Genomic DNA, 22,183 nt, shown 5'->3' with positions numbered 1-22,183 from the left:
CTAAAAAATGCAAGCACAAATTTAGGCCTACCTAAAACACTTTATCACATGGCCATAGTCGTGTCAACGAGACAACAAGCCAACCCCTACGAATATTTATAGTATTGGTCACGATTTTGGAAGATAAACCCTGCGCCCTCAAATCGGCCTTAAGCGTAGAGCCTGCGAACGGGCGGACTTTTCCAAAAAAAGGGCCTCCCGTTACATACAGGCGCCCTCGTCTATTCTTTTTTTATAGCACTTTTTGAACTCGATTTTATATGAAAAATAATCAGTTCCCGCACTTAAATACTGCCGTCGCGAACTTCCAGATATCGTTCCAGCTTGCGCTTGACCCGCTGCAACGCGTTGTCGATCGATTTGACGTGACGGTTCAGGTCCACGGCGATCTCCTGGTAAGAACGCCCGTCCAGGTACAACATAAGCACCTTCCGCTCCAGGTCGCTGAGAATCTCGGACATCTTGTCCTCAAGTCCGCTGAACTCTTCCTGGTTAATGATCAGCTCCTCCGGATCGCTCACCTGAGAACCGCAAATCACGTCAAGCAAAGTGCGATCGGATTCCTCGTCGTAGATCGGCTTGTCCAGGGAAACATAGGAATTCAGCGGGATGTGCTTCTGGCGGGTCGCCGTCTTGATCGCCGTAATAATCTGCCTCGTAATGCACAGTTCGGCGAACGCTTTGAACGAAGCCAGCTTATCCCCTCGAAAGTCCCGGATCGATTTGTAAAGTCCGATCATGCCTTCCTGAATGATGTCCTCGCGATCGGCTCCGATCAGAAAATAGGACCTGGCTTTGGCGCGCACGAAACTCCGGTACTTGTTGATCAAGTACTCGAGCGCGTCGCTGTCGCCTTCGCGGACCGCCTCGACAATGTCTTCGTCATTTTGGATCTCATAGTCAAACCTAACCCATGATTCGAGTTTGACACTCACCACAAATCCCTCCGGCTGCAACGCACGGTACCCCGTCACTCAGTCAAGTAATACGAACAGTATATATGAAGGTCCATAAAAGCGTCAACAACAAAAGTACCAAAAGATGTAAAGTCGAACTTTGTCAAGAGTATTTGGGAGGAGAATAAAAGAATGCCCTTTTATTCCCTGCGCCATCTTTCAAACAGCTGGCGCACCTCCGGACTCAGCTTGGCATCCAGCGTATTCCGGCTGGATTTCTCGCTTCGTTCGGCGATTTTGCGCTGGATTTCCTGTTCGCTTTGCTCCACCTGAGTCAACAATTCCCGGGCCGAAATGCGCAGGGCCCCCTGGCCGAAAATCACATGCTGCTCCACCATGTCGCTTGTTGCCACGTAAATTTGCCGCCGCCGGTGACTGAATTCGCCGACCAGCCGCTCGATGCATTCATCGGCCGTTTCCTTCTCCTTCGTAAAGTACATGTCCACTTTATTTTGGGCGAAGGTTTTGCCGAGTCCCGGCACACGGTAAGCATCGAATACGACGATCACTTTCCTTCCGGAAAAAGCCTGATAATCGGCGAGCCGCTCAAGCAGCCTGTCGCGGGCTTCCTGCAGGTCCCGCTTGGACAGCTCGGCCAGCTCGGGCCACCCGCCGATCATGTTGTACCCGTCAACCAGCAGCACGTCGCGCAGGTCGCGCATACCCGTTAACCTTCGGCGCGTCGTCTGCGCAGCGCTTCGTACATCATGACTCCCGCGGCCACCGAAGCGTTCAGGGAGTTCAGCCGCCCGTTCATCGGCAGTTTCAGCAGCACGTCGCAGGTTTCGCGAACGAGGCGCCCCATCCCTTTGTTTTCGTTGCCGATGACGACCGCCACCGGACCGTTCAGCACGCCGCCGCCTTGATACATGTCCTGCTTGGCGTTTACGTCGGTCCCGACGATCCAGATCCCCTCCTCCTTCAGCCGTTCCATCGTCTGCGCCAGGTTCGTCACCCGTGCGACGGGAACATATTCCACCGCCCCGGCCGAGGTTTTCGATACCGTAGCCGTCACGGCGGCCGAACGACGCTTGGGGATAATAACGCCATGCACGCCCGTGCACTCGGCGGTCCGTAAAATGGAACCCAGGTTATGCGGGTCTTCGATTTCGTCGAGAATCAGCAAAAAAGGCGCTTCTCCCCGCTCGTTGGCAGCGGCCAGCAAATCGTCTACCTCCGCATAGGCATAAGGGGCGACCTGGGCGACCACCCCTTGATGCTGCAGCCCCGGCACCATTTGGTCCAGCTTTCTTTTGTCCACGAACTGGACGACGATGCCGCGGTTTTTGGCCTCTGCCAAAATCGGTTGGGTAAGGTGTTTTTGGGCTCCTTCCGCCACCCAGATTTTGTTGATCGCGCGGCCGGCATGCAGCGCCTCAAGCAGCGAATGCTTGCCGCCGATCCATTCTTGATCCTCCATCGTAATCCTCCCAGAGAGCGCATAAGTCTCCCGTTGTTATGAAAATAATGCTGTTGTCAATCCCGCCTTCCGCTATCCAAATGCGCAAAGCCTTGGGCCACCAGCTGGCGCAGCCTGTCGTGGGCGCCCGTATAGTACAGGTAGCCGACCAGGCTTTCGAAGGCGGTGGCGTGCCGGTATTCCAGGACATCGGCGTTTTTCGGGATCGTCCCCGACTTCGCGTTGCGGCCCTGGCGAACGATTGTCCTTTCGTCCTCGGTCAGCTGCGGCTCCAGCAAGGCGAGCAGCTGCGCCTGCGCTTTGGCCGAGACGTACCTCGTCGACTCCCGGTGCAAATGATGCGGCCGCAGGTTCGCGCGGGACATCACATGCTGGCGGACGGCGACCTCGAACACGGCGTCTCCGATGTAGGCGAGCGCCAGCGGCGGCAGCAGCCGCGCCGGTTTGGAGGGCGCGTCGGGGAACCACAGGGGCGCCGCGGGGGGAATGGCGGCCGGCGCGACAGCGCGGCCGGCAGCGCCGGAGGCGGCAATACCGTCCGCAGCGCTCCCCATTGCCGAAGCCTCAGCCGCCTCGCCCGCCGGGCGTTCTTTATCCGTTTGGCCTCGTCCCGTCATTTCCGGCGCCATCTCATGCCCTGGGGCGTATCTTCAAGGACGATGCCCTGCGCGACCAAAAGGTCGCGGATCTCATCCGCGCGCGCCCAGTTTTTGGCTTTCCGCGCTTCCGCCCGCTCCGCGATGAGCGCCTCGATGTCGGCATCCAGCAGCTCGGCTTCCGCCGGCGCGGGGGCAATCCGCAGCACGCCGTTCATCTCGTCGAACAGCCGCAGCGCCGCTTCCAGGTCGGCCCGCCCGACTTCCGGCTGCTGCAGCAAAGCATTGACTTCGCTGACCCACTCGAACACGGCCGTAATCGCGTCCGGCGTATTGAAATCATCCTGCATTTTCGCATGGAAGGTATCGCGGATTTGCTCCAGCTTGCTTTCCCAGGCCGGCGCCGCCGCATCGGCTCCGCTTCCGGCCCCTTGCAGGCGGTGGCGAAGATTGTTCGCCGCGTTGCCGATCCGCTCCACGCTGCGCTCCGCCTGAACCATCGTCTCTTCGGTAAAGTTCAGCGGGTTGCGGTAATGAGCCGACAGCATAAAATAACGGAACGCTTCAGGCTTGTATTTTTCGCGCAAATCTTTGACGAGAACCCCGTTGCCGAGCGATTTCGACATTTTTTCGCCGCCGATATTAATATAACCGTTATGCATCCAATAATTTGCCAGCGGTTTGCCGGTAGCCGCTTCCGACTGCGCGACCTCGCATTCATGGTGCGGAAACTGCAGGTCCTGGCCCCCGCCGTGAATGTCCAGCGTATCGCCAAGCAGAAGCCGGGACATCGCCGAGCATTCGATATGCCAGCCCGGACGCCCTTCGCCCCATGGGCTGGTCCAATGGATTTCACCCGGCTTGGCCGCTTTCCACAGCACGAAATCCTCCGGATGCTCCTTGCGCTCATCCACATCGATCCGGATCCCGAACTGCAGCTCATCGATGTTTTGGCCGGACAGCTTGCCGTATTCCGGGAACTTGCGGGTGCGGAAGAAAACGTCCCCGCCGTTCTCGTAAGCAAAACCTTTCTGCTCCAAATCGCGGATGAAGCCGATGATCACGTCCATATTTTCCGTCACCCGCGGATTCGCCGTGGCCCGCCGAATGCCAAGCCCTTCCAAATCTTCGTAATAGGCCCGAATGAACATCTCGGCCACTTCAGGAACCGTTTTGCCCAGCTCCTCGGCTTTGCGGATCAGCTTGTCGTCCACATCGGTGAAATTGACGACATAGTTCACATCGTAATTCTGGTTTTCCAAATAGCTGCGTACAACGTCAAAAAAAATCATCGGCCGCGCGTTCCCAATATGGATATAACCATAAACGGTCGGTCCGCAAACATACATATTGACTTTACCCGGGGTGATGCTGACAAACTCTTCTTTTTTCCGGGTTAACGTATTAAAGATCTGCAGTGCCATACTCACTTTCCTTTCGACTGAAGGTTATTCGACAAAAGTCCTACTCGGTTCGAAGCGTATGTGAAACGCCCATGACCAGCGGAGTTCTTACGGTTAAAGGGCCGCTCTTCACGCGGCGTTTACAGCTCCGAAGGCTGCTCCTCGCGCAGCCGCTGCTTCAAATCGCGGACCTCGCCCCGCAGCGCTTCGATTTCCCGCTGCATTTCCCGCATCGCGTCGACCATCGGGTCGGGCAGCTGATGGCTGAGGCGGTCGAGCCGCTTGCCGTCCAGACGGACCACCTTCCCCGGGATCCCCACGACGGTGCTGCCGGGAGGAACCTCCTTCAGGACGACGGAGTTCGCCCCGATGTTCACTTGATCCCCGACTTTAAACGAGCCGAGCACCTTCGCGCCCGACCCGATCACGACGTTATTGCCGATCGTCGGGTGGCGTTTGCCTTTTTCTTTGCCGCTTCCGCCCAAGGTGACTCCCTGATAGATAACCACATCGTCCCCGATTTCGCAAGTTTCCCCGATGACGACGCCCATGCCATGGTCGATAAACAGCCGCTTGCCGATCCGGGCTCCCGGATGGATCTCAATACCGGTGAAAAACCGGCTGACCTGCGAGATGATTCGCGCAACCGTAAACCAGCGGCGGCGGTAGAAGAAGTGAGCGATCCGGTGGCTCCAAATCGCATGCAGGCCGGAATACGTAAAAATCACTTCAAACCAGCTTCTTGCCGCCGGGTCGTTATCAAACACCGCCTGGATATCGGATCTGACTCTCTTGAACATAGCTTCCCCCCACCTTCTTTTTCCTATGGCGATCATCCACAATTGGTGCCCCGAGCGCGAGAGCCGATTGGAAAAGTTCCAATAGATTCCGCCCCCCATTTTGCGGCCTAACGAGCCTGATCTATTGGAAGTATCCAATCAGCACCGGTGCACAGAAACAAGAAAAGCGCCCCTGCAGCTTTTCGCTGCAGAGGCGCTTTGCGCGCGGTTCCACTCTGCTTCGGATGGGGCGGCCGTACAATCCTTCGCCAGCGCGCCAGGCGCACAGCGCCCGAGGCCGCAGGCCGCCCGGACAGGCGCCCGGTGCGGTCCGTGTTGCCCCAAGCTTGGGCCGAACTTCAGCATCGCTTGAGCGGCCGGCAGAGCGGCGGCCCCCCCTCCCTCTTCGCCGTCCTTAACGCGGACGAAACGGCGGAAGCTACCTCGCCCGGTCAAGGCGTGCTCGCTTCCGCAGCTCCCGGGTGCATTTCCGCCGGGCGTATCCGGATAACTTCCAGCCTGGATTCTTCTGTGCGCGGTCCGCATGAAGGGTCCCGGTTATCCTCTCTGGTGAATACGGCTTCCAAGCGTACTTCTCCCGATCTATGCCGGTGGAAATTAAGGCGGCCGTCAAGCTTCCCTTTCGTCGCTTCGCCCGCCTTAAATGATGTTGTATATCTGCCTTTATATTACCTAAAGGCTCATGAACTGACAAGAATTAAAAAAACACGGGGCTGCCGCAGATTAGTATAGCTACAGGCGGGCGATCCGCTCCTTAAGGCGATCCGCAACCTTGGATTGACCCAGCAAGAAAATCGTCTGGTTCAGGTCGCGGCCGTGCATCTGACCGGTCAGCGCCACGCGGATCGGCATAAACAAGCCTTTTCCTTTGCTGCCCGTTTCTTTCTGCACCTCTTTGATCGCGGCGGCGATATTTTCCACGGTGTATTCGCCCAGCCCTTCCACCTTGGCGAGGAAGGCGTTCAGCACGGCCGGCACCTGCGGTTCCGCCAATACGGCGGCCGCCTCTTCCTCAAGCTCCAGATCGCTGCGGAAAAACAGTTCCGACAACGCCACGATATCGGAAGCCGCCGTCATCTGCTCCTGGTACAACGCGACCAGCGCTTTGGTCCAAGCCTCCTGCTCGGCCGTCAGCTCCGCCGGCAGCCGGCCGGCCTTCTGCAGATGCGGAATGGCCAGGCGGACGATCCGCTCGGAATCGGCGTTTTTAATGTAATGGTTGTTGAGATGAGCCAGCTTGTTCGTGTCGAAAACCGCCGGGCTGCGGGACAAACGGCCCGCGTCAAAGATCGAAATCAGCTCTTCCTTGGTGAAGAACTCCTCTTCGCCTTCCGGCGACCAGCCCAGCAGGGCGATAAAGTTAAATAGCGCCTCCGGCAAATAACCGAGCTGATCGTACTGCTCAATAAACTGAATGACCGATTCGTCGCGCTTGCTCAGCTTTTTGTGATTCTCGCCGACGATCAGTGTCATATGCCCGAATACCGGCGGCTCCCAGCCGAATGCGTCGTAAATCATCAGCTGGCGCGGCGTGTTGGATACATGGTCCTCCCCGCGCAGCACGTGGCTGATCTTCATCAGATGGTCGTCCAGCACGACGGCAAAGTTGTAGGTCGGAATGCCGTCTTTTTTCACGATGACGAAATCCCCGCTGATGTCCGACTCGAACGAAATCGTGCCTTTGACCAAATCGTCAAACGCGAAGGTGCGCCCTTCCGGGACGCGGAAACGGATGCTGTACGGCCGCCCTTCCGCATCGTAAGCGGCGTGCTGCTCCGGCGTCAGATGGCGGCATTTCCCGGAATAACGCGGCGTTTCGCCCCGCGCCATCTGCTCTTCGCGCTCTTTTTCCAGCTCTTCTTCCGTGCAATAGCAGCGGTAAGCCAGTCCCCGGTCAAGCAGGTCCTGCACATGAGGACGGTACAGATCAAGCCGCTCCGTCTGACGGTAAGGCCCGTAATCTCCGCCAACGTCCACGCTTTCGTCCCAATCCATGCCAAGCCATTTCAAATAGGTCAGCTGGTTTTCTTCGCCGCCGGCCACGTTCCGTTTCACGTCGGTATCTTCAATCCGAATAATGAATTTCCCGCCGTGATGTCTGGCAAACAAATAATTAAACAACGCCGTTCTGGCGTTTCCGATATGTAAATGACCCGTCGGACTCGGCGCGTAACGCACGCGAACCTCTGTCATCACAATCCCCTCCCTATAAATACACGATGTATACGATTATAAACAGTCACGCTCAAAAACTCTATAAAAGGTTGTTCAAAAATCGTCTTTTTATCGCGAAAACACGTATTATATATCAAAACTCGATAATCTTATAATGACGCCCCATTGGAGACAAGAGAAACGATGCATTGGGCGGCAATCCCTTCGCCCCGCCCGGTAAAGCCGAGCTGCTCCGTCGTCGTGGCTTTCACGTTGACCCGCCGCGGGTCGGACCCGACCGCCCGGGCGATAATTTCCGCCATTTGCGGAATGTACGGCGCCATTTTAGGCTTCTGGGCAATGATGGTGGCGTCCAGGTTCCCCAGCCGGTATCCTTTCTCCACGGCCATTTCCCAGACGCGTTCGAGCAGCTTGACGCTGTCCGCGTCCTTAAAAGCCGGGTCGGTATCGGGGAAATGGCGTCCGATGTCCCCAAGCCCCAGCGCCCCCAATATCGCATCGCTTACCGCATGCAGCAGCACGTCGGCGTCCGAATGTCCAAGCAGCCCTTTTTCATACGGAATCGTTACTCCGCCGATGATGCACGGCCTGCCCTCCACGAGCTGATGCACGTCAAAACCTTGTCCCACGATAAACATGTGTGAATCCCTCTCCCTGCGAATTTTTACAAAACACATCTAGCGACGCACTAACGTTTGCTAAAAATCTGACCAGCTTCGTTTCTAGCTACAAAATTTTCTAACGGTTGCCACAGCCGCTATTTGCCCCAAAAACATTGTTTTCAAGTTCTAACGGATGCCATGCCGCTTATTTCGCCTGCGAATTAAAGCCGATAACGGTGCTGACAACCGTTAAAATATAAAAAAAGCCTTTTTTCGCAAAATAGCGGCTGCTGCAACCGTTAGAATTCCGCCGCCTCCGGAGCCCCATCGATAACCTGTACTTCTACCGGAAAATCCCGAAAGTATTGTGACTACAACAAGTCTATTGCTCCTTCACTTCCGGGTGTTCCCTCCTTCCGGGCACTCCCTCACTTCTGGGTGCCCCTCCCCTTGCGGGCGCTCCTTCCCGCGGATAAACTCCGCATAGTCCAGGTCCTCCGGCGTCGTAATCTTAATATTGCTGTACGCGCCTTCAACGAGCTTGACCGGAATGCCAAGCCGCTCCACCAGCATCGAGTCATCGGTGCCCGTGAAGCCCTCCCGCTCGGCCCGTTCGTGCGCGGCCAGCAGATCGTCCCGGCGAAAAGCCTGCGGCGTCTGAATCGCCCACAACACGCGGCGGTCCAGCGTAGACGCGACCCAGCCCCGGCCGTCGGCCTGCTTGATCGTATCCTTCACCGGAACGGCCAGTACGGACGCTCCATGCTCGATGGCCGCCTCGCAGCAGGCGCTGATTTGTTCCCGCGTAACAAAAGGGCGGACGCCATCATGCACCAGTACCCATGGCGCGCTGATATGCAGCAGCCCCTGGTATACCGATTGCTGACGCTCGGCGCCGCCCGGAATTACTTGCACTTGTTTGGTCATGCCGAATTCGGCAATCCAGGACCGGCAGCGGTCCACATCCTGCCTGCCGGTGACGAGCACCATTTCGGCGATCTCGGGATGGCGGTCGAACGCCTCGAGGGTATGGATGAAAATCGGCTTGTCCTCAAGCATCAAATACTGCTTGCTTTCGCGCGTTCCCATCCGGCTTCCCCGTCCCGCCGCCACCACCACCGCTCCGAAAATTCCTTTTTGCCCAGCCGCCATCGTAATCTGCCTCACCTTAGCCCAGAATAAAACGCGGGGGCCCGCCCCCGGCGCTTTTATTCCCATCATACCGAATTACTGGGCTTTTTCCAACAGTTTTGGCTTGGCAAAAATCATCCGTCCCGCCGAAGTCTGCAGCACGCTGGTCACCAGAACCTCCGTAATCATCCCGATGTAATCGCGTCCGCCTTCAACAACGATCATCGTGCCGTCGTCCAAATAAGCCACGCCCTGTCCATGCTCCTTGCCGTCCTTGATGACTTGTACCATAATTTCCTCGCCCGGCAGCACGACCGGTTTCACGGCATTGGCAAGATCGTTGATATTCAGCACCGACACGCCCTGCAGCTCGCATACCTTGTTAAGGTTAAAGTCGTTGGTGACGACTTTGCCCTGCAGCACCTTGGCCAATTTGACCAGCTTGCTGTCAACCTCGGAGATCTCCTCAAAATCCCCTTCATAAATCATGACTTTAACGTCCAGCTCTTTTTGGATTTTGTTCAAAATGTCCAGGCCGCGGCGCCCCCGGTTGCGTTTGAGCAAATCCGAGGAGTCGGCGATATGCTGCAGTTCCTCCAGCACAAATTCGGGAATCACGATCGTCCCTTCAATGAATCCGGTTTTGCAGATATCCGCGATTCTCCCGTCGATAATCACGCTCGTGTCCAAAATTTTATGTTCTTTAGACCCGTGTTCATCCTCGGGGACGGTGCCTCCCCATTTTCCCGATTTCCAGAATGATGACAATTCTTCCTTCTTGGCAAGTCCAACGCAAAGCCCCATGTACCCAAACAGCGCCGATACGGCGAACCGGGCGAAGCTCTCCAGAGATCCGAGCCAGGTCGCAAGCGGATAGACCATTAAAGAAAGAAGAAGTCCCGCAGTCAATCCGGTCGCGCCGGCCGCCATGTCATTCATCGGAATCCGGGTCAACGCGGCGATCCACGCTTTAATTCTCGCGGATACGACATCTGCAGCCAGCGAAAACAGGAACATGAACAGCGCGGCTCCGGCAGCCGCCATGATCAGGTTCACCGCCAAAGGGCTCATGCCGTCGGACCAGGAACGAACCGGTTCCGGCATTACGCCCAGCAATCCGCCCTCGGTGTACCCGAACCATGCGCCGCACAGGCCGGCTGCGATCCGTAAGTATTTTTTCAGCACGTCTATCTTCACCTCCTGAATAACTATCTTCGTTATCCAGTATGATCCAAATTTTGGAGACGTAATCGGTGGGGGATAACTTTTTTTGGAAAACGGCAAACGGCCGATATGAAGGAGAAGGCCCATCGCTATGGGATTTCTGGTTGATAAGTGGGGAAAATGTGGCATATAATGAATTCAATTCATATATATTGAGGTGGATGGAAAATGAGCGCACCAAGCCTTCAGTCTTTTCAAGAACAAGTTTCCGAACTGTTGCTCCGTCACCGCAGTTTGCTGGATGTTTTGTCGAAAATGGGACAAACCAACGCGGCCGCCGTCCGTTCCGTGACCAAGTCCGTCACCGAATGCGGCTGCATCGAGCTGCATGCCACCAAGCAGGATTTCGAGCCGGGCATGGACTTGCAGCACGCGAAAGAGACGATTGCCAAGCATGTTCATGGCGAGTTATGCGAAAACTGCAAAGACGCCATTATCAATGAGCTCGGACGCAACCTTTTCTATATGTCCGCCCTTTGCAATTTGCTCGGGATTCAAATGGACGAGATCATCGAGCGGGAATCCCAGAAATGCGCCACGTTGGGACTTTTTAATTTATCGTAAGGGGCTGCCGGTGACACTAAGGCGCTTAACAATCCACGAAATGTAAAAGTGCAGGCCTTTTTCGCCTAAGTGCCCCTGAATCGGCTCGTCAAATGCAAATGTGCAGTTCATTTCCGGTTAAAAGCCACTTTTTCTTCAAATTACCGATATTCAGATGTGCTTTTGCATTTCAATCGCCCAAAAACGGAGATTTACGATAAATGAACTGTGCTTTTGCATTTGGTAACAGAGAGGGTTTCTCATGCCGTAAAGTCAACCGCAGCAGCGCTTATCATACTTATACTTAAAAAGGCATCGATCCTTCCGTCCGGCGGAGATCCATGCCTTTTTTCGCATATCAGCGTTTCGGCCGATACAATTCTTCCGTTTCGTTTTCGTCTCTTCGTTTACGGCGGAGCGCCCTGCCGATATTTTGCCGCAGTCCATAGGCGGCGTACAGCAGCAGCGGAATGAAAATCAGCTTGGAAAGCTGATCCGGAAATGCCACGGCGAGCACAACGGCGGCGATGACGACGATGGGCGTATATACGACCGCTTTTTTCGGCAGGCCGATTTTTTTGAAATTCGGATACCTGACGGTGCTGACCATCAAATAAGACAACAAAACCATGGCCGCTGCGCAATAAACCGCCGAGATATCTTTATTAAACAATGACAGGGTGGCCGCCACACCGCCCGCCGCCGGGATCGGCAATCCGACAAAATATCCCGGAGCTCCCTTTTGCACGTTGAACCTTGCTAATCTCAAAGCTCCGCACATCGGGAAAAGAGCCGTCACCACCCACGCCAAACCGGGCTGAAGTTCCGGAAAAGAGACCAAATACATAATCAGTGCAGGAGCGACGCCGAATGAAATAATGTCCGATAAGGAATCGAGCTCTTTGCCGAATTCGCTTTGGGCATTCAGCGCCCGCGCGACCCGTCCGTCCAATCCGTCGAGCAGCATGGCGACGATCACCATAATGGCCGCTAAGCTGTAACGTCCTTCCAGCGCCATTATGATCGCCAGCATTCCGAGCAGCATGTTCCCCAAGGTGAACATGTTAGGAATCGATTTCGTAAACATTTCTTTCACCTCGAAAGATATTCCCGAACATCATCTGCAGATGATAGGGGAATTAAATTTGTCTGTCAATGAATACCTGTTCCTGAAGGCGTTTCAGCCCTTCCTTGATCGCCCGTGCCCGAACTTCGCCGATCCCGTCCACCTCGTCGAGCTCCTCGATGCTGGCCATCATGACGTTCGGCAGCTGATGGAACCGCTCCACCAAATTGTGAATGATCACGTTCGGCAGACGCGGGATTTTATTCAGCACCCGGTAGCCGCGCGGAGAAATAAGTTCCTCGGACGTCGCCATCGCGGCGGGATAACCGAGCAGCCGGGTAATGTGATTGTCGTCAAGCAGTTCGTCATCGGTCGACCGCTTGAGGCCCAAAATAATCTCGCGAATCGCCTCGTCGCTGTCTTCTTTGGCGTAGTCTTTATACAACAGCCAAGCTTCTTCCTCCATATTGCTGACGAGCTCCTCCATCTGCATGCTGATCAGGCGCCCCTCCGTCCCGAGCTCGTTAATGTACCGCTTGATCTCCATCTTGATGCGGATCACCATCTCCACCCGCTGAATCACGTTCACCACTTCGGGCAATGAGACCAGCTCCTCAAATTCGGAGGCGGTCAAATTGGTCAAAGCCTGATTGAGCACCGCTCTGTATTTTTCCAGCGTTTGAATCGCCTGATTCGCCTTGGTCAAAATAACGCCGATTTCCTTAAGCGCGTACCTTATGTTTCCCTGATACAGCGTAATGATGTTGCGGCGCTGGGAGATGGAAACGACAAGCTTGCCGGTCTGTTTGGCCACCCGTTCGGCGGTGCGGTGACGTATCCCCGTTTCCGCGGAGGAGATGGAGGAATCCGGGATCAGCTGCGTGTTCGCGTACAGAATCCGCTTTAAATCTTCGCTGAGGATAATCGCCCCGTCCATTTTGGCGAGCTCATAGAGATAGTTCGGCGAAAAGTCGCAGTTGATGGAGAAGCCCCCCTCCACGACCTCCATCACCTCCGGGCTGTAGCCGACGACGATCAGCCCCCCGGTTTTGGCCCGGAGCACGTTTTCGAGCCCGTCGCGAAAGGCCGTCCCCGGAGCGACTAGCCTCAGCAATTCATTCATTTTTTCCGTTTGGGTAGTTTCTTTCATCATTCAATGCCCCCTAATCTAACGCAACAGCTAGCGCATCTGCAACGGTATTTACGCCAATCAACTCGATTCCTTGCGGTCCTTTCCATCCTTTCATGCTCTTCTCCGGCAAAATCACCCGCTTAAAGCCCAGTTTGGCTGCTTCCTTGACCCGCTGCTCGGCCCGGGACACCGCCCTTACCTCGCCGGTCAAGCCCACCTCTCCGAATATGACGTCGTACGGCTTGGTCGGTATATCGCGGAAGCTGGACGCCACGCTGACGGCGATCGCCAGGTCCACCGCCGGTTCATCCAGCTTGGCGCCGCCGGCCAGATTGACGTAGGCGTCCTGATTTTGCAGGAACATGCCCATTCTTTTTTCGAGCACGGCTAGAATCAGGTTCATGCGCTGATGATCCACGCCGGTCGCCATCCTGCGCGGGGAGGGAAAATGCGTGGCCGCAATTAAGGCCTGCAGTTCCACCAGCATCGGCCGCGTTCCCTCCATGCTGGCCACGACCGTGGAGCCCGCCACCCCAAGCGGCCGTTCCGACAGGAACAGCTCCGACGGGTTGGCGACCTCGGTCAGGCCGGATTCATTCATCTCGAAAATGCCGATTTCGTTGGTCGAGCCAAAACGGTTTTTGACCGCCCGCAGCAGGCGGTAAGAGTGATGCCGTTCCCCTTCAAAATAAAGCACGCAGTCAACCATATGCTCAAGCAGCCGCGGGCCGGCGATCGCGCCTTCCTTGGTCACGTGTCCGACCAGCACGGTGGCGATTCCCTGCCCTTTGGCGATGCGCATGAACCGGGCCGTGCATTCCCGCACCTGCGATACGCTGCCCGGCGCGCTGGTCACTTCCGGCAGGTACACCGTCTGAATCGAGTCGATGACGAGAAAATCCGGCGCAACGCTTTCGATCGCCTCTTCGATGCCGTCCATGCTGCTTTCGCACAAAACGAACAGTTCGGGAGAAAGCGCGCCGAGACGCTCCGCCCGCAGTTTGGTCTGGCGTACGGATTCCTCCCCCGAGATATACAATACTTTAAGCCCGGACCGGGCCAATTCATGAGACGTTTGCAGCAGCAGCGTCGATTTGCCGATTCCGGGGTCTCCGCCGACGAGCACCAGCGACCCGGGGACAACTCCCCCGCCAAGCACCCGGTTCAGCTCACCGATTCCCGTTTGAATCCGGGGTTCCTTGCCGCTCTCTATATTTATGATCGAAAGCGGCTTTTCTTTCGCATGAAATAACCCGGAATTCAGCCCTTGCGTTTTGACGGTTTTCACCGTTTCCTCCACCATTGAGTTCCACGCGCCGCACCCCGGACACTTGCCGTACCATTTGGGCGATTCGTAGCCGCATTCGCCGCAAAAAAACTTTGTTTTTACTTTAACCATTTATCTCTCCTTCTCATCGACGCAAAATATGACAAATCTTGCAAATCCGGTTCCGCTGATGTATATTCAAATTTTACCATTCTTTGAGAATTCACGTAAAGTTTTTAAAGCCTTTGCAAAAAAAGAAACTGGATGAAAAAAAGCAGCTCCAAAGCACCGCTTGGAAGCTGCCTTTCATATATTTCATCGGCTTTAACATGGTTCTATTTTAGGCCTTACCTAAAAGTCAAGGACTTTTTAGCCTAGATTTACGCATTTTTGACAAAAGTTCCTGTGCGCTCTACGGTCAATTCGCCGTTCTGTTCGTCGATCGTCAACGAATCGCCTTTCTTGACGTTGCCGGTTAAGAGCTCTTCAGACAGGCGGTCCTCGATGTGCTTCTGGATCGCCCGGCGCAGCGGCCGCGCCCCGTAGGCGGGATCGTAGCCCTCTTTGGCCAGGAACTCCTTCGCTTTATCGGTCAGCGTAAAGTCAACGTCGTATTCGCGCAGCCGCTTGCGCAGCTCCTCGGACATAAGCGAGACGATTTGACCGATATGCTCTTGCTCCAGCGAGTGGAACACGATAATCTCGTCGATCCGGTTCAGGAACTCCGGACGGAAGCTCTTCTTCAGCTCTTCCATCACTTTGCCCTTCATGTTGTCGTAATCCGCTCCCGCATCCTGCACCGCCGTGAAGCCGAGGCGCGTATTGCGCTTGATCGCTTCGGCGCCCACGTTCGAAGTCAGGATAATCAGCGTGTTGCGGAAGTCGACGACCCGGCCTTTGGAGTCGGTCAACCGGCCGTCCTCCAGCACCTGCAGCAGGATGTTGAACACTTCCGGATGGGCTTTCTCGATTTCATCGAGCAACACGACGGAATACGGTTTGCGGCGCACCTTCTCGGTCAGCTGGCCGCCTTCTTCATAGCCGACATATCCCGGAGGCGCTCCGACGAGGCGGGCGGTCGAATGTTTCTCCATGTACTCCGACATATCGATGCGGATCACCGCGTTCTCGTCGCCGAACATCGCTTCGGCCAGCGCTCGGGCCAGCTCGGTTTTCCCGACGCCCGTCGGGCCAAGGAAGATGAACGAACCCATCGGCCGTTTCGGGTCCTTAAGGCCTGCGCGGGCCCGGCGGATCGCCCGGCTCACGGCTTTCACCGCTTCATCCTGGCCGATCACCCGCTCATGCAGAATACTCTCCATATTGAGCAGGCGTTCCGTTTCCTCTTCCTTCAGCTTGTTCACGGGGATTCCCGTCCAGCTGGCGACGACCTGGGCGATATCTTCCGGCGTCACTTCGGAATCGGTGCGGCCTTGTTTTTCTTTCCATTGGTTTTTCGTCAGCTCAAGCTCTTCGCGGATCTTCTGTTCGGTATCGCGAAGCGCCGCCGCTTTTTCGAATTCCTGGCTTTGCACGGCCGCGTCCTTCTCCTTGCGGATGTCCTCGAGCCGGCTTTCCAGCTGCTTCAGATTCGGCGGTACCGTATAGGTGTTGAGCCTTACTCTGGACCCGGCTTCATCGATAAGATCGATCGCTTTGTCCGGCAGGAAGCGGTCCTGGATATAGCGGTCGGACAGCTTAACGGCTTGATCAATCGCTTCATCGGTGATTTTCACGCGGTGATGCGCTTCATAGCGGTCGCGCAGCCCGTGCAGAATTTGGATCGCTTCTTCCACCGACGGCTGGTCGACCGTAATCGGTTGGAAGCGCCGTTCCAGCGCGGCGTCTTTTTCGATGTACTTGCGGTACTCATCGAGCGTCGTCGCCCCGATGCACTGCAGTTCGCCGCGGGCCAGCGCCGGCTTCAGGATGTTCGAAGCGTCGATCGCGCCTTCCGCGCCGCCGGCCCCGATCAACGTATGCAGCTCGTCGATGAACAGGATAATGTTGCCGGCCTGGCGGATTTCGTCCATGATTTTTTTCAGGCGGTCTTCAAATTCGCCGCGATATTTGGTTCCCGCTACGACGGAGCCCATATCGAGCGTCATGACGCGTTTGTCGCGCAGCGTTTCGGGAATTTCGTTGTTGATGATTTTTTGCGCCAACCCTTCGGCGATCGCCGTTTTACCGACCCCCGGCTCCCCGATCAGGACCGGGTTGTTTTTCGTCCGGCGGCTGAGCACCTGAATAACCCGTTCGATTTCCTTGCTGCGGCCGATGACCGGATCAAGGTTACCTTCCTTGGCGGAGGCCGTCAAATCGCGGGCCAAGCTGTCCAGGGTTGGCGTATTGACATTGGCCGGCGCGCCGTGATGGCTGGAGACGGCTTCGCTGCTGCCGAGCAATTGCAGCACTTGCTGGCGCGCCTTATTCAGGCTGATGCCAAGGTTGTTCAGTACGCGCGCGGCGACACCTTCGCCTTCACGAATCAACCCGAGCAAAATATGCTCCGTGCCGACGTAAGTATGGCCCAGCTTGCGCGCTTCGTCCATCGACAGTTCGATTACTTTTTTGGCGCGCGGCGTATAGGCGATATTGGTGGGCTGCTCTTGTCCGCGGCCGATCAAGGTTTCAACTTCGTCCTGGATTTTCTCCAGGCCAAGTCCGAGCCCGATCAAAGCCTTGGCGGCAATGCCTTCGCCTTCGCGAATGAGGCCAAGCAGCACGTGCTCCGTGCCGATATTGTTATGTCCAAGCCTTACGGCTTCTTCCTGGGCTAAGGCCAGCACCTTCTGGGCGCGTTCCGTAAATCTTCCAAACATCATCTTCTCCTACACCTCCATAGTTAATTTACCTTTTATTTCCCCATTCGTTCACGAATGAGTTTGGCGCGGTACATATCCCTTTCTCCCGGGGACATGCTCCCGCTGAATTTCTTTTGCAAAAAACCAGGCTGCGTGAGCACGTTCAATTCGTTCAGCACCTCCGTGGGTACCGAATCGATCAGTCCGAGATCCACGCCGAGCCGGACGTCGGACAGCCGCTGTGCGGCTTCTTTGGAATCGATGATGGCGGCGTGCGACAAAATCCCGTAGGAGCGCATCACCCGGTCCACCATCCGAAGCCGAGATTCCCCGATCAGCTTCTCTCTGGCCGTTTTCTCATGCTGAATGATCTGCAGGACAACCCCGTATAAATTTTCTATAATCTCCGCTTCGCTTTGTCCTAGTGTAATCTGATTTGAGATTTGAAACAAGTTGCCCGTCGCTTCGCTGCCTTCCCCGTAGATGCCGCGCACCGTCAATCCCACCTGCGACACCGCCGACAAAATCCGGCTGATCTGCTGCGTCAGTACCAATGCCGGAAGGTGCATCATCACCGAAGCCCGCAGGCCGGTGCCGACATTCGTCGGGCAGCTGGTTAAGTAACCGCGGCGATCGTCAAAAGCGTAATCGACATGAGCTTCAAAAATATCGTCGATCGCCGTCGCTTTCTCCCAAGCCTCCTGCACCTGGAATCCCGGATACAAACATTGGATTCGCAGGTGGTCTTCTTCGTTCACCATAATGCTGAGACTTTCGTCTTCACTGATGAACACCGCCCCGCTTCTGGATTCGTTCGCCAGGTTGGGGCTGATCAGGTGCTTTTCCACCAACACCCGTTTGTCAAGCTCGTCGAGGTCCGCAAGCAGGACCGGATGAAGCTTGCCGTAGGACTTCAAGCGCTCGTCGGACAGCACGGTCTGCAGCTGCTTCAGCACCTCTTCCGACTGCTGGTTGGTGGCCAGCATCGGGAAAGGCTGGTGCTGGAGGTTGCGGGCGATCCGCACCCGGCTGCTGATGACGATGTCCGACTGTTTGCCCTCCCGTCTCATCCACTCGCTTAGCGGCTGTTCTGTAAAACGGAGTTTTGACACCCTGCATCCCTCCTACTCTGCGGAAATATTCTTCTCAAGCTCGCGGATCTGGTCCCGCAGCGCTGCGGCTTCCTCGAATTCTTCCTGCAGGATCCGATACTGCAGCTCGCGTCGAAGATCGTCGAGCTTGCGTTTGACTTGAATGTGGCCGCCGGTCCGCTTCGGCACCTTCCCGACATGGACCGTGTTGCCGTGAACTCTCTTGAAGAGCGGGTCCAGGCGGTCGTTAAAATATTTGTAACAAGAGCTGCAGCCGAAACGGCCGATTTTGCTGAACTGGGAGTAGGTCATGCCGCATTCTTCACAGCGTACGCTTTCGGGACTTTTGGTTCCGGAAATCTGGCCTTTGCTTGACGGGCTCAAATCCAGGAAACCCGACAGCAAGTTGTGGATCGAAAAACCGCCCGAGGTCCCCGGAAGCATCTCCCCTTTTTCACGGGCGCAGGCCTCGCAAATGTGAAACTCCGTCTTTTCCCCGTTCACGATTTTGGTGAAATGCAGGGTTGCCGGGCGCTTGCCGCATTCTTGACATTGCATAGGTGTCCCTCCTTTATGGATTGACTGCTAATAACCTCCGCTCACCCTAACTCAACAAAGCAATCAGCATCGCTTTCATTAGTTTTGCCCGAATCTGGTCGCGGTACGGCAATTTGATCGCCAGGACGTCACGGGAGATGGCGGAACGCATCAGCGCCGCTTCCCGGCGGCTTAAGAACCGGGCTTCTTCCAGTTGATAAATGAGCCCTTCGGCCGCGGTCTGCCCGATCTCGTCCCCGATCGTTTGCTGCAGGTGGGTGTGCAGCGAGGTTGGACCCGGCAGCTCAATCCGCCGAATCCGCACGTAACCGCCGCCGCCGCGCTTGCTTTCGACAAGGTACCCTTTCTCCAGCGTGAACCGTGTGCTGATCACGTAATTGATCTGCGACGGCACGCAGGAAAACTGGTCGGCAAGATCGTTACGCTGAATTTCTATCGTTCCTTCAGGACTTTCATGCAAAATACTCTTGAGATATTTTTCAATGATATCTGAGATATTACGCATTCACTCATCCTCCATTGTTCCAAACGTGAAGCTCCTAAAAACTCATGCTGTACTGTTCTACCGGCTATCAGCAGAATATGCCGCCACCGGGCTTCTGTTGACTTTGACTTTCTTTGACTTTATTCTCATTATACCATATTTTGATCATTTGCCAAGAGGGTTTCCGCAATCAATTTCAGTGTGATCGACCAGCGGCGAAAATATTCGTGCTCCAGGGGCATCAAAAAAGCGAAAAACGCAGTATCCGGCCCATTGGACTTGCTTAATCGGTTTTTCGACATTTTAGCGAAACAAGCTTGGCCCCTTTTGCCCCCAAATGACATTAAACGTCATTACCCGGGGATTTCCCGCTAATATTGCATCAAATTCTGGTCTGACAGATACATCTCCGACCACGAAACAATTCTAACGGTTGCCACAACCGCTATTTATTCCAAAAACGTTGGATTTCAAACTGTAACGGATGCCACGGCGCTTATTTCACTGAAATCCGGCTGATTTTGCTTAAATTCAGGCAGATAAGGGCGCTCACAACCGTTAGAATTTGGATAAGGCCCCTTTTCGTAAAATAGCCGCTGCTGCAACCGTTAGAGTTCCGATGGGCAATAGGTGGGCAACAGTATTGATTCGAAAAGCTGGGTTTTAAAAAAAGTCGGAAATATCCTCTCGGAGTCTGCTGTATAACTTAGTACCCTATCCATCTCATCCCGCTGCAGCATTCCGAAAATACAAAAAACACCGCCGAGTGATCGGCGGTGCTCTTCTTCATGCTTGGCGGCGTCCTACTCTCCCAGGACCCTTCGGTCCAAGTACCATCGGCGCTGGAGGGCTTAACGGTCGTGTTCGGGATGGGTACGCGTGGAACCCCTCCGCCATCGCCACCAAACGATTCAAGGCGTTAATCCTTGAAAACTGGATACGAAACTTGATTTGCGTGTTAGCCCCTATTCAGTTCCCGGGGTCCCCGAAAAGTAATCGGAATTACCTACGAAGCCTCGCGTCACTTTTTGGGGTATATTTTTGGGCCCCGCCAAAGTACTCGGACTCAGCTTCGAAGCTTCACGTCACTTTGGTGGGTAGAGTTTTGGATAAGCCCTCGACCGATTAGTACCTGTCAGCTCCATGCATTGCTGCACTTCCACCTCAGGCCTATCAACCTCGTCGTCTTCAAGGGGTCTTACTAATTGGGAAATCTCATCTTGAGGGGGGCTTCACGCTTAGATGCTTTCAGCGCTTATCCCGTCCGCACTTAGCTACCCAGCTGTGCTCCTGGCGGAACAACTGGTACACCAGCGGTGCGTCCATCCCGGTCCTCTCGTACTAAGGACAGCTCCTCTCAAATTTCCTGCGCCCACGACAGATAGGGACCGAACTGTCTCACGACGTTCTGAACCCAGCTCGCGTACCGCTTTAATGGGCGAACAGCCCAACCCTTGGGACCTACTTCAGCCCCAGGATGCGATGAGCCGACATCGAGGTGCCAAACCTCCCCGTCGATGTGGACTCTTGGGGGAGATAAGCCTGTTATCCCCAGGGTAGCTTTTATCCGTTGAGCGATGGCCCTTCCATGCGGTACCACCGGATCACTAAGCCCGACTTTCGTCCCTGCTCGACTTGTCAGTCTCGCAGTCAAGCTCCCTTTTGCCTTTGCACTCTGCGAATGATTTCCAACCATTCTGAGGGAACCTTGGGGCGCCTCCGTTACTCTTTAGGAGGCGACCGCCCCAGTCAAACTGCCCGCCTGACACGGTCCCCGTACCGGCTTACGGTACCGGGTTAGAACTCCGATACGATCAGGGTGGTATCCCAACGGCGCCTCCATGGAAGCTTGCGCTCCCACTTCCTAGGCTCCCACCTATCCTGTACAAATCGTATCAAAGTCCAATATCAAGCTGCAGTAAAGCTCCATGGGGTCTTTCCGTCTTGTCGCGGGTAACCTGCATCTTCACAGGTATTAAAATTTCACCGGATCTCTCGTTGAGACAGCGCCCAAGTCGTTACGCCATTCGTGCGGGTCAGAATTTACCTGACAAGGAATTTCGCTACCTTAGGACCGTTATAGTTACGGCCGCCGTTTACTGGGGCTTCGGTTCACAGCTTCGGGTTTAACCCCTAACCGCTCCCCTTAACCTTCCAGCACCGGGCAGGCGTCAGCCCGTATACTTCGCCTTGCGGCTTCGCACAGACCTGTGTTTTTGCTAAACAGTCGCTTGGGCCTTTTCACTGCGGCCCCCTCGGGCTATAAACCCTACCGGGGCACCCCTTCTCCCGAAGTTACGGGGTCATTTTGCCGAGTTCCTTAACGAGAGTTCTTCCGCGCGCCTTAGAATTCTCTTCTCGCCTACCTGTGTCGGTTTGCGGTACGGGCACCTTCTCCTGGCTAGAGGCTTTTCTCGGCAGTGTGAGATCATGACCTTCGGTACTGTAAATTTTCCCTCCCCATCACAGCCCAGCCTTACGGTGTGCGGATTTGCCTACACACCAGCCTCACTGCTTGGACGGGGCATTCCATCGCCCCGCGTCACTACCCTCCTGCGTCACCCCATCGCTCATAGCGGATTACGGTGGTACAGGAATTTCAACCTGTTGTCCTTCGACTACGCCTTTCGGCCTCGCCTTAGGTCCCGACTTACCCTGAGCGGACGAACCTTCCTCAGGAACCCTTAGGCTTTCGGCGGATCAGATTCTCACTGATCTTTTCGTTACTCATACCGGCATTCTCACTTGTGTACTCTCCAGCGCTCCTTACGGTACACCTTCAACGCATACACAACGCTCCCCTACCCCTGATGCAAAGCATCAAGCCATAGCTTCGGTGGTGTGTTTAGCCCCGTTACATTTTCGGCGCAGAGTCACTCGACCAGTGAGCTATTACGCACTCTTTAAATGGTGGCTGCTTCTAAGCCAACA

At 55.4% G+C, this 22,183-nt stretch carries 19 protein-coding genes and 2 rRNA genes (1 of these 21 running past the window's edge); 1 reads left to right on the top strand and 20 read right to left on the bottom strand.

Going from position 1 to position 22,183, the window contains the following annotated elements; genetic code table 11:
* Positions 1–284: 284 nt before the first annotated feature.
* From sigH to DYE26_RS27330, 11 genes are all read right to left on the bottom strand, one after another.
* The gene (sigH, locus tag DYE26_RS27380; protein ID WP_371861015.1) at positions 285–938 is read right to left on the bottom strand and encodes an RNA polymerase sporulation sigma factor SigH; all 654 of its coding nucleotides are present in this window, start codon (positions 936–938) and stop codon (positions 285–287) included.
* 158 nt (positions 939–1,096) lie between these two features.
* Positions 1,097–1,618: an NYN domain-containing protein gene (locus DYE26_RS27375; protein WP_036619484.1), complete on the bottom strand. Its 522-nt coding sequence runs from the start codon at positions 1,616–1,618 to the stop codon at positions 1,097–1,099.
* A 5-nt stretch (positions 1,619–1,623) separates the two neighbouring features.
* Positions 1,624–2,376: a 23S rRNA (guanosine(2251)-2'-O)-methyltransferase RlmB gene (gene rlmB / locus DYE26_RS27370; protein ID WP_036619483.1), complete on the bottom strand. Its 753-nt coding sequence runs from the start codon at positions 2,374–2,376 to the stop codon at positions 1,624–1,626.
* A gap of 56 nt (positions 2,377–2,432) precedes the next feature.
* Complete coding sequence (locus DYE26_RS27365) at positions 2,433–2,864, bottom strand: Mini-ribonuclease 3 (protein ID WP_036627484.1); 432 nt, start codon at positions 2,862–2,864, stop codon at positions 2,433–2,435.
* A 125-nt stretch (positions 2,865–2,989) separates the two neighbouring features.
* Positions 2,990–4,396, bottom strand: coding sequence for a cysteine--tRNA ligase (gene cysS / locus DYE26_RS27360; protein ID WP_036619482.1), 1,407 nt, complete (start codon positions 4,394–4,396; stop codon positions 2,990–2,992).
* Positions 4,397–4,515: 119 nt separating this feature from the next.
* The gene (gene cysE / locus DYE26_RS27355; RefSeq protein WP_036619481.1) at positions 4,516–5,175 is read right to left on the bottom strand and encodes a serine O-acetyltransferase; all 660 of its coding nucleotides are present in this window, start codon (positions 5,173–5,175) and stop codon (positions 4,516–4,518) included.
* Positions 5,176–5,313: 138 nt separating this feature from the next.
* Positions 5,314–5,700 (bottom strand): hypothetical protein, encoded by a 387-nt coding sequence (locus tag DYE26_RS27350; RefSeq protein ID WP_036619478.1) that lies wholly within the window; start codon positions 5,698–5,700, stop codon positions 5,314–5,316.
* A gap of 207 nt (positions 5,701–5,907) precedes the next feature.
* A complete protein-coding gene (gltX, locus tag DYE26_RS27345; RefSeq protein WP_172531734.1) occupies positions 5,908–7,371 on the bottom strand; it encodes a glutamate--tRNA ligase in 1,464 nt (487 codons plus the stop codon).
* A 128-nt stretch (positions 7,372–7,499) separates the two neighbouring features.
* Complete coding sequence (gene ispF, locus DYE26_RS27340) at positions 7,500–7,988, bottom strand: 2-C-methyl-D-erythritol 2,4-cyclodiphosphate synthase (protein ID WP_036619474.1); 489 nt, start codon at positions 7,986–7,988, stop codon at positions 7,500–7,502.
* 357 nt (positions 7,989–8,345) lie between these two features.
* Positions 8,346–9,104, bottom strand: a complete 759-nt coding sequence (gene ispD, locus DYE26_RS27335; protein ID WP_036619472.1) for a 2-C-methyl-D-erythritol 4-phosphate cytidylyltransferase — start codon at positions 9,102–9,104, stop codon at positions 8,346–8,348.
* Between the two features lie 75 nt (positions 9,105–9,179).
* Positions 9,180–10,268 carry a PIN/TRAM domain-containing protein gene (locus DYE26_RS27330; protein WP_036619470.1) on the bottom strand — a complete coding sequence of 363 codons (1,089 nt, stop codon included), beginning with the start codon at positions 10,266–10,268 and terminating at the stop codon, positions 9,180–9,182.
* 207 nt (positions 10,269–10,475) lie between these two features.
* On the opposite strand from DYE26_RS27330, the gene DYE26_RS27325 reads away from it, so the two are divergent.
* Positions 10,476–10,871, top strand: coding sequence for a nucleoside triphosphate pyrophosphohydrolase family protein (locus DYE26_RS27325; RefSeq protein ID WP_036619468.1), 396 nt, complete (start codon positions 10,476–10,478; stop codon positions 10,869–10,871).
* A gap of 337 nt (positions 10,872–11,208) precedes the next feature.
* Here DYE26_RS27325 and pssA read toward each other — a convergent pair whose 3' ends face one another.
* The 9 genes from pssA to DYE26_RS27280 form a co-directional block, all read right to left on the bottom strand.
* A complete protein-coding gene (pssA, locus tag DYE26_RS27320) occupies positions 11,209–11,937 on the bottom strand; it encodes a CDP-diacylglycerol--serine O-phosphatidyltransferase (RefSeq protein WP_036619466.1) in 729 nt (242 codons plus the stop codon).
* A 52-nt stretch (positions 11,938–11,989) separates the two neighbouring features.
* Positions 11,990–13,066: a DNA integrity scanning diadenylate cyclase DisA gene (gene disA / locus DYE26_RS27315; protein WP_036619465.1), complete on the bottom strand. Its 1,077-nt coding sequence runs from the start codon at positions 13,064–13,066 to the stop codon at positions 11,990–11,992.
* Positions 13,067–13,079: 13 nt separating this feature from the next.
* A complete protein-coding gene (radA, locus tag DYE26_RS27310; protein WP_036619463.1) occupies positions 13,080–14,447 on the bottom strand; it encodes a DNA repair protein RadA in 1,368 nt (455 codons plus the stop codon).
* A 248-nt stretch (positions 14,448–14,695) separates the two neighbouring features.
* A complete protein-coding gene (clpC, locus tag DYE26_RS27305) occupies positions 14,696–17,140 on the bottom strand; it encodes an ATP-dependent protease ATP-binding subunit ClpC (RefSeq protein WP_036619462.1) in 2,445 nt (814 codons plus the stop codon).
* A gap of 32 nt (positions 17,141–17,172) precedes the next feature.
* Entirely contained in the window at positions 17,173–18,231 is a 1,059-nt protein-coding gene (mcsB, locus tag DYE26_RS27300; RefSeq protein ID WP_036619460.1) for a protein-arginine kinase McsB, read from the bottom strand.
* Positions 18,232–18,243: 12 nt separating this feature from the next.
* Positions 18,244–18,768, bottom strand: a complete 525-nt coding sequence (gene mcsA, locus DYE26_RS27295) for a protein-arginine kinase activator protein McsA (RefSeq protein WP_036619458.1) — start codon at positions 18,766–18,768, stop codon at positions 18,244–18,246.
* 46 nt (positions 18,769–18,814) lie between these two features.
* Positions 18,815–19,273, bottom strand: a complete 459-nt coding sequence (locus tag DYE26_RS27290; RefSeq protein WP_036619456.1) for a CtsR family transcriptional regulator — start codon at positions 19,271–19,273, stop codon at positions 18,815–18,817.
* A 769-nt stretch (positions 19,274–20,042) separates the two neighbouring features.
* Positions 20,043–20,159 (bottom strand): 5S ribosomal RNA (rrf, locus tag DYE26_RS27285).
* A gap of 198 nt (positions 20,160–20,357) precedes the next feature.
* Positions 20,358–22,183: ribosomal RNA gene (locus DYE26_RS27280) — 23S ribosomal RNA — on the bottom strand; it runs 1,106 nt beyond the window's last position.

Origin of the sequence: Paenibacillus macerans, from assembly GCF_900454495.1 — a bacterium.
GTDB lineage: Bacteria > Bacillota > Bacilli > Paenibacillales > Paenibacillaceae > Fontibacillus > Fontibacillus macerans.
This window is presented reverse-complemented; position numbering and strand designations above follow the sequence as displayed.

Bases quoted from the DNA above. Each gene is read 5' to 3' on its own strand.
- DYE26_RS27375 (WP_036619484.1), bottom strand. From the start codon at position 1,618: ATGCGCGACCTGCGCGACGTGCTGCTGGTTGACGGGTACAACATGATC.
- rlmB (WP_036619483.1), bottom strand. From the start codon at position 2,376: ATGGAGGATCAAGAATGGATCGGCGGCAAGCATTCGCTGCTTGAGGCG.
- cysS (WP_036619482.1), bottom strand. From the start codon at position 4,396: ATGGCACTGCAGATCTTTAATACGTTAACCCGGAAAAAAGAAGAGTTT.
- cysE (WP_036619481.1), bottom strand. From the start codon at position 5,175: ATGTTCAAGAGAGTCAGATCCGATATCCAGGCGGTGTTTGATAACGAC.
- DYE26_RS27350 (WP_036619478.1), bottom strand. From the start codon at position 5,700: ATGCGGACCGCGCACAGAAGAATCCAGGCTGGAAGTTATCCGGATACG.
- ispF (WP_036619474.1), bottom strand. From the start codon at position 7,988: ATGTTTATCGTGGGACAAGGTTTTGACGTGCATCAGCTCGTGGAGGGC.
- ispD (WP_036619472.1), bottom strand. From the start codon at position 9,104: ATGGCGGCTGGGCAAAAAGGAATTTTCGGAGCGGTGGTGGTGGCGGCG.
- DYE26_RS27325 (WP_036619468.1), top strand. From the start codon at position 10,476: ATGAGCGCACCAAGCCTTCAGTCTTTTCAAGAACAAGTTTCCGAACTG.
- pssA (WP_036619466.1), bottom strand. From the start codon at position 11,937: ATGTTTACGAAATCGATTCCTAACATGTTCACCTTGGGGAACATGCTG.
- disA (WP_036619465.1), bottom strand. From the start codon at position 13,066: ATGAAAGAAACTACCCAAACGGAAAAAATGAATGAATTGCTGAGGCTA.
- radA (WP_036619463.1), bottom strand. From the start codon at position 14,447: ATGGTTAAAGTAAAAACAAAGTTTTTTTGCGGCGAATGCGGCTACGAA.
- clpC (WP_036619462.1), bottom strand. From the start codon at position 17,140: ATGATGTTTGGAAGATTTACGGAACGCGCCCAGAAGGTGCTGGCCTTA.
- mcsA (WP_036619458.1), bottom strand. From the start codon at position 18,768: ATGCAATGTCAAGAATGCGGCAAGCGCCCGGCAACCCTGCATTTCACC.
- DYE26_RS27290 (WP_036619456.1), bottom strand. From the start codon at position 19,273: ATGCGTAATATCTCAGATATCATTGAAAAATATCTCAAGAGTATTTTG.